Source organism: Pseudomonas sp. BN606 (genome assembly GCF_029873115.1).
GTDB lineage: Bacteria > Pseudomonadota > Gammaproteobacteria > Pseudomonadales > Pseudomonadaceae > Metapseudomonas.
The window spans coordinates 148669-161461 of the sequence record NZ_SSOF01000039.1 but is presented as its reverse complement, the minus strand read 5'-3'; the positions used below and the strand labels follow the sequence as shown (position 1 = coordinate 161461).

The 12793-nt window shown below is 64.9% G+C and carries 7 protein-coding genes; 5 read left to right on the top strand and 2 right to left on the bottom strand.

Annotated features, from left to right (window positions below):
* Positions 1 to 29: 29 nt before the first annotated feature.
* The 3 genes from E8E75_RS04000 to E8E75_RS03990 all read left to right on the top strand — a co-directional run bounded on the left by E8E75_RS04000 (position 30) and on the right by E8E75_RS03990 (position 3598).
* Positions 30 to 1442 (top strand): HAMP domain-containing sensor histidine kinase, encoded by a 1413-nt coding sequence (locus E8E75_RS04000; RefSeq protein ID WP_120654426.1) that lies wholly within the window; start codon positions 30 to 32, stop codon positions 1440 to 1442.
* Positions 1443 to 1447: 5 nt separating this feature from the next.
* The gene (locus tag E8E75_RS03995) at positions 1448 to 2878 is read left to right on the top strand and encodes a sigma-54 dependent transcriptional regulator (RefSeq protein WP_120654427.1); all 1431 of its coding nucleotides are present in this window, start codon (positions 1448 to 1450) and stop codon (positions 2876 to 2878) included.
* Between the two features lie 192 nt (positions 2879 to 3070).
* A complete protein-coding gene (locus E8E75_RS03990) occupies positions 3071 to 3598 on the top strand; it encodes a response regulator (RefSeq protein ID WP_120654428.1) in 528 nt (175 codons plus the stop codon).
* Between the two features lie 240 nt (positions 3599 to 3838).
* On the opposite strand, the gene E8E75_RS03985 is transcribed toward E8E75_RS03990, so the two are convergent.
* A complete protein-coding gene (locus E8E75_RS03985) occupies positions 3839 to 5029 on the bottom strand; it encodes a type II secretion system F family protein (protein WP_120654429.1) in 1191 nt (396 codons plus the stop codon).
* A gap of 5 nt (positions 5030 to 5034) precedes the next feature.
* The gene (gspG, locus tag E8E75_RS03980) at positions 5035 to 5457 is read right to left on the bottom strand and encodes a type II secretion system major pseudopilin GspG (protein WP_120654430.1); all 423 of its coding nucleotides are present in this window, start codon (positions 5455 to 5457) and stop codon (positions 5035 to 5037) included.
* 162 nt (positions 5458 to 5619) lie between these two features.
* On the opposite strand from gspG, the gene E8E75_RS03975 reads away from it, so the two are divergent.
* Positions 5620 to 6243 (top strand): lytic transglycosylase domain-containing protein, encoded by a 624-nt coding sequence (locus E8E75_RS03975; RefSeq protein ID WP_153920590.1) that lies wholly within the window; start codon positions 5620 to 5622, stop codon positions 6241 to 6243.
* Positions 6244 to 6771: 528 nt separating this feature from the next.
* Positions 6772 to 12579 carry a manganese-oxidizing multicopper oxidase MnxG gene (mnxG, locus tag E8E75_RS03970; protein ID WP_256673127.1) on the top strand — a complete coding sequence of 1936 codons (5808 nt, stop codon included), beginning with the start codon at positions 6772 to 6774 and terminating at the stop codon, positions 12577 to 12579.
* Positions 12580 to 12793 lie beyond the last annotated feature (214 nt).

The following is a 12793-nucleotide window of genomic DNA, read 5'->3' as shown; positions in this document are numbered from 1 at the left end:
ATCCGACGGTCACACTAGGGGAGGTTTCGATGAAGATGGCGCTGGTGACCAAGCCCTTCAATCTGTTCCGCTGGTTCTCCCTGGTGAGCCTGGTGATCATCCTCGCGGTGGCCATCCTGCTCGGCTCGGCGGCGACCCGCTTCCTCATGCGCGAGAGCATCGACCGCGATGCCATGCTCAGTGCCCAGTTCATCAAGTCCATCGCCGATGTCGAAGTCATCCACGGCAACTTCTCCCCCGGCCTGACCCTGGGCGAGTTCCTCGACAAGCGCGTCGATGGCGCGCGCCTTGGCGTCTCCCATGAACAACTGATCAAGTCCCACGAAGAGTTCTTCGACCACATCGTGCGCCTGCCCGATGTGCTGCTGGCCAACGTCTATGCGCCCGACGGCGTGGTGATCTGGTCGACCAATCCGAAGCTGGTGGGTGGGCATTCTCTGGAGCGCGCCAAGCTCAGTGAGGCGGTCAGCAGCGGCAACACAGTGACCACCGAGCATCACGGCCCCGATGCCTGCCCGGCGGAAGACTATTTCATGCGTGTGCCGCACAGCCTCTACCTGGAAAGCTTCATCCCGCTGCTGGACAGCCGGGGCGAGGTGCTCTCGATCATTGAGATCTACAAGGAACCGGTGGATCTGATCGCCCGCATGAACCGCGGGCTTGTGCTGCTGTGGATCGCCACGGCAGTGGGCGGAGCGGTGATCTACCTCAGCCTGTTCTGGTTCGTGCGCCACGCCTCGCGCCTGGTGGACGACCAGCAGCGGCAACTGGTGGAGAACGAAACACTGGCCCTGCTCGGCGAGATGTCCACAGCGGTTGCCCACAGCCTGCGCAATCCGCTGGCATCCATCCGCTCCAGCGCCGAGCTGGCGCTGGAGGTGGATCCGGGGCCGCTGCACAAGAACCTGGGCGACATCATTACCCAGGTGGATCGCATGTCGAAGTGGGTGCGCGAGCTGCTGCTGTCAGCCCGCCCGCTGGCCGGCGACCAGGAGCCGGTGGACCTCACCAACGCCCTGGAGGAAACCCTCGCCGCCTACGAGCCACAGATTCGCCACGCCGGCATCGAGGTCGACTGGCAAACCCGGCAGGCCCCCAAGGTGGTCAGCCATCCGGTACTCCTGCAACAACTGCTCGGCAGTGTCCTTTCCAATGCCATCGAGGCCATGCCGCGCGGCGGTCGCCTGGCCATCTGCCTGGAACCCGATGCGCGTCGCCATCTGCTGACCCTGACCGTCAGCGATACCGGCAGCGGCATGTCGCCGGCCATGCTGGAGATGGCCTTCAAACCTTTCCACACCACCAAGCGTGGCGGTCTGGGCGTCGGCCTGGTGCTGGTGCGCAAGATCGTCGAGCGCTTTGGTGGAGCAGTCAGCATCGATAGCCGGGAGAACGCCGGCACCAACGTGCACCTGACCTTCAGGGCCACGGCAGGGGGATAACAAAAATGGGCAACAGCATTCTGATTGTCGAAGACGACGAAATCCTGGCCGACAACTTCTGCACCTACCTGCAACGGCGTCAGTTCGACGTCATGGTCTGCAGCTCGGCCGAAGAAGCGCTGCCGATCATCGAGGCGCAGCATCCGGACCTGGTCCTCACCGACTACTGCCTGCCCGGCATGAGCGGTTGCGACCTGATCAGCCGTGCCCGCGCGATGGACGAACAGCTCAAGGTCATCATGATCACCGGCCACGGCAATGTGCAGGGCGCGGTAGAGGCCATGAAGGCTGGCGCCAGCGACTACCTGACCAAGCCGGTGGCGCTCGCCGAGCTCAAGCTTGTGGTGGACAAGGTGCTGGAAGCGCGGCGACAGGAACAGCGATTGTCCTTTTACCAGCAACGTGAAGCCCAGGACTCCGGGCTCACCGGACTGATTGGCGATTCCGAACCCATGCGCACCATGAAGGACATGGTGCGCCAGGTGCTCGGTGCCGAAGAGCGCATGGCCGGGGAAGACCTGCCAGTGGTACTGGTCGAGGGTGAGACGGGTACCGGCAAGGAGCTGGTGGCTCGCGCGCTGCACTTCGACGGCGCGCGCAGCAAGGGCCCTTTCGTCGAGTTCAACTGCGCCTCGATTCCCTCTCACCTGCTGGAAGCCGAACTCTTCGGCCACGAGAAGGGCGCCTTCACCGACGCCAAGGACCGTCGCGTGGGCCTGGTGGAAGCTGCTGACGGCGGCACCCTGTTCCTTGATGAGGTGGGCGAGATCGACCTGCTGCTCCAGGCCAAGCTGCTCAAGTTGCTGGAGGACCGCACCATTCGTCGCCTGGGTTCGGTGCGCGAGCGCAAGGTCAACCTGCGCATCATCAGCGCCACCAACTGCAACCTCGAACAGATGGTCCAGGAGGGCAAGTTCCGCCGCGACCTGTTCTTCCGCCTGCGCATCATCACCATCAAGGTGCCGCCACTGCGCGCCCGTGGCGACGACGTCCTGACCTTGGCCGAACATTTCGTCGCCCAGCATGGCAAACGCTATGGCAAGCCGGGGCTGCGTTTCAGCGCAGAAGCCAAGTCCGTGCTCAAGGGCTACAGCTGGCCGGGAAACGTGCGCGAACTGCGCAACATGCTGGAGCAGACCGTGCTGCTGGCGCCGGGCAACCTCATTGGCCCGGACCAGCTCACCATCTGCCGTGGCCTGCTGGCGGGCGCCGGCGTCACCGAAGCGGCGATGCCGCAGATGGCCAGCAGTCCGCTGGGGCTGGAAGACGAGAACATGAGCCTGTCCGACGCCGAGCGTGACCTGGTGGTGAAGGTGCTGGGCAAGACCGACTGGAACATCTCCAAGTCCGCCCGCATGCTCGGCCTGACCCGCGACATGCTGCGTTACCGTATCGACAAGCTGGGCCTGGAACGGCCCGACCGGCAGCAACATTGAAATCCTCCCCGATTCAGGGGTTTCCCCCGACCAAGGTCGGGGGATCAATGTCTGGTGAAACTTCCGCGCCGATCTAGACTCTAGAAATCATCGACCCAGTCGGGTCGATGCAGCCTTGGCTCGGAACGTGCAAGGATGCAAGTAGCGGTCAGCCTGGCCGCCGTCCGATCTCCTGACAGGGGAGCAGCCGCAGTGTCGAAGAAAGTATTGATAGTCGACGATGAAGAAATCCTCGCCGGGAACTTCCAGACCTACCTGGAAATGCTCGGTTGCGAAGTGCGCACCGCCGCCAACGGTGCCATCGCTCTGGAAGTCGTGGTGAACTTCAAGCCCGACTTGCTGGTGCTCGATTATCGCTTGCCGGACATGACCGGTTTCGATGTCTTCGATGCCATCCGCACCCTGCACAGCTGCGAAGCGGTGCTGATGACCGCACATCCCAGCATCGAAGTGTGCAACCGCGCCATCGAGCGCAAGATCGACATCATCCTGCTCAAGCCTTTCCCCCTGCATGAGTTGGGCAACGTGGTGCTGCATGGCCTGCCTACCGGCGCCCTGCGCGAGTCCCCGAGCGAACCGTCGTCCCAGATGGAACGTCGTCGTGGCGGCGAAGTGAATTTCCCGCTGAAGCTGTATGACGGCGCCTGGGTACTTTCCGATCGCCGCCGTCCCGCGGCAGGCTCCGAAGAACCCGTGAAGCAGGTCAAGAAAGGCACCTGACGTCGCCGGTTCAAGAAGAAGCGCAGGCTTGGTCCTGCGCTTTGTTTTTTCTGGCTGGACTCCGCTTGGTGGACGAGGTGCGTGCCGGTTGCGGACGAGCCAACCGCAGGGAACGTGCGGAGGAAAACGCCCTTTTATCCACCATCGGTGCTGGACCGAAGCCTGCCTGGTCGAACGGACCGCGACGGGGTCGCTGCGCGGCCTTTGGTGAATGAATTCGCCCCTACCAGCACGCGCGGATCACTGGATGCTGGATGCCAGCTCGAAGATCGGGATGTACATCAGGATCACGATCACCCCGATGATCAGCCCGATGAAGGTCATCAACAGCGGTTCGAACAGACGCACGAACCATTCGATCCAGCGGCCGGTTTCCTCGTCATGGAAATCGGCCGTGCGCTCCATCATCTCCCCGAGGTTGCCGGACTGTTCACCGGCCCTGAGCATGCGCAGCGATACCGGCGTCGACAGCCCATGCTCTTCCAGCGCGCGTGACAACGACTGCCCTTCGCGAATGCGCGCGGCGGCCTGGTCCAGCCTCGGGCGCGAGGCGGCGCCGAGCAAGCCGCGCACCATCTCGATGGCGGTGAGGATGGGGATCCCGCCCTGCAGCAGGATGCCCAGGGAGCGATAGAAACGCGCCAACTCATAGACCTGGATGCGCTCTCGGATCGCCGGTAGTCGCTCTATCTGCCGGCCAAGGGCGCGGCGCACGCTCTCCTGGCGCAACAACAGCACAAGGGCCACCAGGACCAGCGCGGCGCCGCCGAACACCTCCGCCTGATGCGAGTGCAGGAACAGGCCGCTGTGCAGCAGGACCCGGGACAGCCAGGGCAGGTTCGAGCCCAGACCTTCGAACACCAGGCTGAAGCGCGGCACCACATAGCCCACCAGGAACAGCAACACACCGCAGCCGACCATGAACAACAGCACCGGGTAGACCGAGGCACTGATGATCTTCTGGCGCACCTCATCCATCCGCGTGCGATAGGCCACGTAGCGGCCGAGGGCGTCACCGACCGCGCCGGTCTTCTCGCTGGACTGCACCAGCGCGACGTAGAGCGCAGGAAATACCGAGGGGAACTGCGCCAGGGCCTGGGACAGCGACTTGCCCTCATAGAGCAGCCGCACCAGGGCTCCCAGCACCTTGCGCGCCTGCAGGTCGGCTTCCTTCTCCGCCAGGCTCTCCAGCGCATCGATCAGCGACAGGCCGGCGTTCAACAACGTGGTCAGTTCCTGGCTGAACAGCAGCAGCGGAAACGCCTCACGGCGCCGCCAGTTCTGCAGCGACCAGCCGCGTTCGGCCTGCAGGGCCAGCACCCGCAATCCCTGGGCTTCGGCCTGGCGACGGGCGTCGTCCTGGCTTGCCGCCTCCACCACCAGGGCGACTACCCCGGCCTGGGCGCGTACCGCCTTCACCTGGAAGCGCATGGCGGTCACTGCCAGCTGGTGACTTCGGCGTTCTCGCCGTCGCCGCCAGGCTGGCCGTCCTTGCCCAGGGTGAGCAGGTCGAAATCGCCGTTCTCACCGGGAGCGCGATAGACATAGGCGCGGCCCCAGGGGTCCTGCGGCACTTCCTTCTGCAGGTAGGGACCGCCCCAGCGCGGCTCGTCGGACGGGGCGCTCACCAGTGCCGTCAGGCCCTGCTCGGTGCTGGGGTAGCGGCCCACCTCCAGGCGGTAGATATCCAGGGCCTTCACCAGCCCCTCGATCTGCGCCCGGGCCACCTTGGTTTCCGACTTGCCCAGCTGGTTGAAATACTTCGGTGCCACAATGCCGGCCAACAAGCCAAGCACCACCAGCACCACCAGGAGTTCGAGAAGGGTGAAGCCCTGTTCGGGTCGACGAAGCATCTTCATGGGAGCCTCCGCTGCGGGTCACTGCGTATGGCTATGCAAGAGCTATGCACGACAGACGGGCGAGGGGGGCGACACATCGCCGGACCGACCTTCCGGCACGTGCTTTGCTGACGGAACAGCACCGAGCAACCCCAAGGGCTCCGGCCCCGCAGGGAGAGAACAATGATCAGAGTGCCCGTCCTGGTGCTGTCCAGCATCCTTGCAAGCAGCGCGTTCTGCGCCCATGCCGACATCTTCCGGGTTGTCTCGGCGGACGGCAGCATCACCCTCACCAACATCCAGCGCAGTGATCGCAAACTGGTTCGCGTGGCCCGTGAGAAACCCTTGCTGGCCAAGGCCCCAAGCCTGGTCCAGCCGATCCGCAAAGGTAGGACCAAGGCCCCGCGCTACGCGCTGATCGTCGCCCAGGCGGCCTTCGACTACGAACTGCCGGCGGAGCTGTTGCACGCGGTGATTCAGACCGAATCCAACTACGATCCTTCCGCCCTCTCGCCCAAGGGCGCTGCCGGCCTGATGCAGTTGATGCCCGACACCGCGAAGGACCTGGGCGTGCAGGACGTGTTCGACCCGGCCGCCAACGTGCGTGGCGGCGCGCGCTACCTGAAGCGCCTGATGACGATGTTCGACAATGACCTCTCCCTTGCCCTGGCCGCCTACAACGCGGGTCCCGGGACCGTGCTCGCCTATGGCAGTGCCATTCCTCCCTACCCGGAAACCCAGCGCTACGTGCCCAGTGTCCTGGGTCACTACCAGCGCCTCCAGGCCGACGCAAAACGACCCCGCTAGTGGGGAAATTCCCCAGATGCGGGGGCGTTTTCCTGCGAATCCTTCACCGCCATCACCCCGATTCCGTAGTCCTGTGGGAGCGAATTTATTCGCGAATGAGTTCGCTCCCACAGGAATTGCATTCGGGCCATGGATTCTTCTGTGGGGGCGACTTCAGTCGCTGAACAGGCCGGCGCTGAATCGAACTCCGCCTGGTGGACGGAAAAGCGTCGTCCACCCTACGAGGTGCTGGCCGATTGCGAACGAGTTCGCCGCAGGGTGCGTAGGGGGGATAACGCTCTTTTTATCCTGCCCCCACGCACTCCATCACGATTGAAATCACCCTTCACGAATCACTCCACGCCCCATCGCCCCCACCCCGTAGAAACCGGGGAATTGGGTGGGAATCGGGTGGGGGAAATACTGGCAATTCCCCCATTGGCGATTGCAACTATCTGATTTTAAAGGCCTTGCTCTGATGGCACAGGCATTGCTCGATCAGTCCTGCCCTCTCTTGGCATCCGTGCACCTGATACCGAGGTCAGCCAAATGAAACGGACTAACCCTTCGCGCAGTGCAAACCCCATTTCCGATGGTGCCCCGAGGGCATCTCTTTATCTGGGCGGCGTCTTCCTGTTGCTGGGCGCGCTCTTCTCCACCGAGGAGGCACGGGCGGCCGTGCAGTGCCAGCGAAACCTCGTGGCCAATGTCGTGGCGCTGGATCAGCCATTGATGTTCAACCGCCTCGGTGCCCAGAACATCAACGGCATGATGTTCGCCCTGCGTCGTGACGTGGTGGACCGGAACGAAGTGCCGCTCACCCAGGGCGGCGCGGCAGTGCCCGGCGAGGTGGCGCTGCGTCCGGACAAGCGTCCTCGCCCGCTGGTGCTAAGGGTGGCCGCAGGCGACTGCCTGACCATCAACCTGCAGAACCTGCTGGCCTACCAGGCCAACCCCAACAATCCCGAAGACCCGCTGTTCAAGAAAGACGAGCAGGTCGCCGACCGTCATGTCGGTTTCCAGGTCAACGGCATGCAGGCGGTCAACGACATTGGCGACATCGCCACCAACGCTGGCCGCAACCAGAACAACCTGGTCCCGCCGGGTGGCAGCCGCACCTACACCCTGTATGCCGAGCGCGAGGGCGCTTTTGCCGCCACCAGCTACGGCGCCACCTTTGGTGGTGAAGGCACCGGCGGCAACACCGCCAACGGCCTGTTCGCCCAGGTGGTGGTGCTGCCCAAGGGCGCCCGCACCTACCGTAACGTGATCACCGAAGAAGAAATGCGCCTGGCCACCACCGGACGCACCCCGGCCGGCCAGCCGATCATCGACTACGAAAAACGCTATCCACAGGCTGCGCCCTGGAACGAGGAAGGCAAGGCCGGGCTGCCGGTGATCGCCATGATGGACAACGGCGAGATCATCTCCAGCGACACCGATGCCGTGGTCATGGGCCCCAACCCCGATGGCACCTTCCCGCAGAACACCTACCCGCTGGAAAGCTACGGCAAGCGCAACCCGGCGCTGCCCAATCGCCTGGAACCCTTCCGCGATTTCTCGTCCGTGTTCCATGACGAAAACGCCGTGGCCCAGGCCTTCCCCGGCTACTGGAATGACCCGGTGTTCGGCCATGTGCTGGAGCCGACCCGCGACTCCTTCATGATCAACTACGGCGCTGGCGGTATCGGTGCCGAGGTGGTGGCCAACCGTCTTGGTGTCGGCCCGATGCATGACTGCCTGTCCTGCGCGTACGAAGAGTTCTTCCTCAGCGCTCACGCCGTCGGCGATATCGCCATGCAGGTGGACGTACCGGCCAACGTCGGCCTGGAAGCCATCCTGCCTGGCCAGGTACCGCCGGAAGGCACCACCGGGGTGAAGGCCACCATGGCACTGTTCCCGGCCGAGCCGTCCAACGTCGCCCACAGCTACATCGGCGATGCCGTGCGCTTCCGCAACACCCATAACGGCTACGAGCAGCATGTATTCCATCTGCACGGCCACCAGTGGCTGTTCAACCCCAATGACGACAACTCCGACTACATCGACGCCCAGGGCATCGGGCCGGGTTCGGGCTACACCTACGAAATCGCCAACGGTGGCTCCGGCAACCGCAACCGCACCTCGGGCGATGCCATCTACCACTGCCACTTCTACCCGCACTTCGCCCAGGGCATGTGGGCCATGTGGCGCATCCACGATGTATTCGAGGAAGGCACCCGCCTGGCGGTATCCGAGGAAGGCGACGACGGTTATCACAAGAAGGCCTTCGAACTGCGCAGCGGCCTGCCTGCACAGGGCGCCCGCGCCCTGCCGGATGGCGAAATCGTCGCCGGTACACCGATTCCCGCTATCGTCCCGCTGCCGGGCAAGGCCATGCCGCCCATGCCGGGCAAGGTCACGGTGGTCGCCAAGTACGGCGAAGAACTGGTGGCTGCGAACGACGATGACGACGAGCACGAAGAGGGCGATGACGATTCGAACCACGAACCTGAACGCAAGGCCGTGGGCTCGGTGGCCCTGGTGGACCGCAGCGAGGCCAACCGCAACGCCGACGGCACCCTGAAAAACCCGGGCTTCCCGTTCTGGATCGGTGGTATCGAAAGCACCGTTGGCCAACGCCCCAGCACTCCGCCACTGGACATGCTCGACACCGCCAGGGCCCAGAGCCTGCGTGATTCGGGCAATGCCCTGTGGGCAAACATCGACCCGGCCCAGGCCGGTGGCTGGGACGGCGGCCTGCCGCGCCACACCCTCGACGGTGTGTCCGCTGGCGGTGAGGCCGAAGTGGTCACCAGCGCCCTGGACTTCTCCAAGGTGGTCCACCGCGCCAAGGCCGTGTTCATCCCGGAAGAGGGGACCGACGTCGAACAGTCGGTCATGGCCTTCCACGCCAAGGCCAGCCACCCTAGCTTCGCCGTGTCGCCCAGCGGCGCCGTGCAGGCGAAGAACTTCCGCACCAACGGCAGCCTGCCGGTGGGCGGTGCGCCGTACTACGAGCCGTGCATGGACGACACCGGCAAGCGCCTGATCCAGGCCTCCGCAGTCGGTCGCTACAACAGCGGCGACACCATCAACGGCCAGTCCTTCACCGGCAGCTCGGCCTACACCGCCGACCGCCCGCGCGTCTACAAGGGCGCCAACATCCAGTTCGACGCCGTGTTCAACAAGGTTGGCTATCACTTCCCGCAGACGCGCATCCTCGCGCTCTGGGAAGACGCCTGGCCGGTGATCAACAAGCAGCAGCCGCCGGAACCGCTGGTGATGCGGATGAACACCTTCGACTGCACCATGTACCAGCACACCAACCTGATCCCGGCGGTGTACGAGCTGGACGACTACCAGGTGCGCACCCCCACCGACATCATCGGCCAACACATCCACCTGCCGAAGTGGGACCTGACCGCGGCCGACGGCTCGGCCAATGGCTGGAACTACGAGGACGGCACCCTCTCGCCGGCCAGCGTGGTGGAACGCATCCACGCCATCCGCGAGTACAACCACTGCGTCGACGCCGACCCGCGCGACGGTTCCCAGGAGTGCCCGGTGGCCAGGCAGCACCCGTATTTCGGCCAGTTCGGCCGCGCTGACTGGCTGGGTGCGCGCACCACCCTGCAGCGCTGGTTCGCCGACCCGCTGATCAATACCTACAACGTCGACCGCGGTCTGGGGAACATCTTCACCCACGACCACTTCGGCCCGTCCACCCACCAGCAGCTCGGCCTCTACGCCACCGTGCTCACCGAGCCGGCCGGCTCCAGCTGGTACCACGGCGAAACCGGGCAGCCGCTCTACAGTGGACGCCAGGACGGCGGCCCGACCTCCTGGCAGGCGGTGATCGCCACCGGCGACCTGGATGGCGACGGCAAGAACGACAGCTTCCGCGAGTTCTTCATGGAGTACAGCGACTTCCAGCATGCCTACGAGGCGGGCGTCTACGTCGGCGCCGGTCCTGACGGCATCCCGGATGCCGGCGCCTATCCGACCTCAATGGACAGCTTCCGCTACGCCATCAACCCGCCCGTGCGCCAGTCCGGTTCGAACCTCTTCGAGTCGGTGCGTGAGGCTGCTGGCGGCCAGGTCCTGGGCTGCCCGAGCCGTCCTTGCCCGCAGGCGATCTCGGTGGATGACCCCGGCATGTTCGTCGTGAACTACCGCAACGAGCCTGTGGGCCTGCGCATCTTCGACCCCAACAAGTTGGCCCCGGACGGCAAGCCCGGCATGCAGGCCGACGGCCTGGCGGGCGATCTCGCCTATGCCCTGCAGACCCGTACCGATCGCGCCATTCCCGCGCTGAACCTGGCGCCCAGCGCCATCAGCTCGGCCACCGGCCCCACCGGTGCCAGCACCGCGTTCCCGCCCCACATCAACTTCGGCGGCGATCTGCCGGGCGACCCGTTCACTCCGTTGCTGCGGGCATACTCCGGCGACAACGTGCGCCTGCGCATGCACGCCGGTGGCCATGAGGAGGAGCACAACGTCACCCTGCACGGCGTGAAGTGGCTGCACTCGGGCACCGGTTTCGGCAACAGCGGCAACTCGGGATGGAAGGCTTCGCAGATGGTTGGCATCTCCGAGCAGTTCGGCTTCGTCGCCCCGGTGACCATGATGTCCGGCAACACCACCTATGAGGCTGCCGACTACCTCTACAACATGGATGCCTCCATCGAGGGCTACTGGAACGGCATCTGGGGCGTGATGCGCAACTACACCCAGCCGCGCACCGACCTGTTCGCCCTGCCGAACAACCCGCGCCCGGTCTCATCGCGCAACACCACCCAGTTCGATGGGGTGTGCCCACGTACCAGCTCCAACCCCAATGGCATTGGTACCCGCACCACGGTGCAGCGCAATTACGAGATCGTCGCGGCGCTCGCCAACGACATTCTCGGCAATCCGCTGGGCCTGACCATCGGCGATCCGGCCGGGGCGGGCATGCATGCCGGCGGGCCGCTCAACCCGCAGGGTGGCACCCTGGTGTTCAACGCGCGGCCGGTGACCATTGCGCAGGCAACGGTGATCGACGAGGAAGACGGCGAGGTGTTCACCATCGGCGGCCAGTCCGGCCCGCTGCATGACCCGACCGCCATCCTCTATGTGCGCAAGGCCGACCTGGACCCGCTCACCGGCAAGCTGAAGCCCGGCGTGCCCGTCGAGCCGCTGGTGCTGCGCGCTGCCGCTGGCGACTGCGTGAACATCACCCTGGAAAACCGCCTGCCGCAGACGATGCCTGACCTGCCGACCTACGCGGTGATGCAGGGCCTGGTCAAGCGCGACCGCAACAGCGCGCAGGGTCCAACCACCTTCAACAACAACATGATGCGGCCCTCCAGCCATGTCGGCCTGCACACCCAGTTGTTGGCGTACGACATCACCAAGTCGGACGGTTTCAACGTCGGCATCAACCCGGTGCAGACGGTCGAGCCGCGCGGCGCGGCGGGCGGCGCCTGGCCGTCGAAGAGCTACAAGTTCTACGTCGGCCACCTGGAACGCGAGGGCAAACCGGTGACCCAGCTCGGCCGCAGCGTCGACAACATCACCGCGACCCCGGTCGAGTTCGGTGGCTTCAACCTGCTGCCGGCCGACCCGGTCAAGCAGGGCCAGAAAGGCCTCGCCGGCGCCATGAGCATCGCCCCGCAAGGCGCCACCTGGGTCGAGGACGCCGGCATGCGTGCTGCCGCCACCGTGACCCCGCTGTCCGGCACGCCGTACCGCGACTTCTCGCTGGTGCTGCACAAGTCGCTGAACATGCGTTGGGCCAATGGCCGGCCGGTGGAAAACATGGCCTCCGAAGGCTTCGGCATCCCGGCCGATCCCAAGGACAACTCCGGCATGGCGGTGAACTACAAGAGCGAGCCGCTGTGGTACCGCTTCGGCAAGGCGCCGGACGCGCCCTTCGGCCATGCCCAGGGCCACGGCTGGGGCGACGTACCCAACGCGCACATGGCGTACAACAACGAGCTGGTGGGTGGCGACCCGTTGACCCCGATCATGAAGGTCAAACCCGGCCAGCCGTTCCGTACCCACGTGACCATGCCCTCGGGCGGTAGCCGTGGCATGACCTTCCAGCTCGATGGCCATGTCTGGGCGTTCAACCCCTTCCTGTCCGAGAAGCTGGACGTCTGGGGCTACCCGCAGAAGAACGCTGGCATCGGCTCGCTGCGCTTCGGCATCAACCCGGCGGCGCTCTACATCGGTGCCCAGGAAAGCGTGCTGCCGGCGGCGCACTACAGCCTGTCGATCCCCAGTGCTGGTGGCGCCAACGCGGTGCCGGGGGATTACCTGTACCGGGACTACGCTGCCTTCGGCAACGTCGGCGGGGTCTGGGGTCTGTTGCGGGTGACCAATGAGCAGTAGGGCCTGATGAACGACTGTGTGAGCGAATTCATTCGCGAATGAATTCGCTCCCGAAGGTCCACTCTGCCTATGGGTTTCGTGCCTCTACCCACTCTGCGGTGGGCCCATCGAGCTCGGCCAGCCATGACACTGAAATCGCAGGCCAGGCATGGCCTGCGATTGTCTTTTCCGGGCATCCGCGGATCGTTCACCAGAGAGAACTGCGTCCTGCTTG

What these genes read in the sequence shown, in the direction of transcription:
- E8E75_RS04000 (WP_120654426.1), top strand. Translation starts at nt 30, where the DNA reads ATGAAGATGGCGCTGGTGACCAAGCCCTTCAATCTGTTCCGCTGGTTC.
- E8E75_RS03995 (WP_120654427.1), top strand. Translation starts at nt 1,448, where the DNA reads ATGGGCAACAGCATTCTGATTGTCGAAGACGACGAAATCCTGGCCGAC.
- E8E75_RS03985 (WP_120654429.1), bottom strand. Translation starts at nt 5,029, where the DNA reads ATGCGCTTCCAGGTGAAGGCGGTACGCGCCCAGGCCGGGGTAGTCGCC.
- gspG (WP_120654430.1), bottom strand. Translation starts at nt 5,457, where the DNA reads ATGAAGATGCTTCGTCGACCCGAACAGGGCTTCACCCTTCTCGAACTC.
- E8E75_RS03975 (WP_153920590.1), top strand. Translation starts at nt 5,620, where the DNA reads ATGATCAGAGTGCCCGTCCTGGTGCTGTCCAGCATCCTTGCAAGCAGC.
- mnxG (WP_256673127.1), top strand. Translation starts at nt 6,772, where the DNA reads ATGAAACGGACTAACCCTTCGCGCAGTGCAAACCCCATTTCCGATGGT.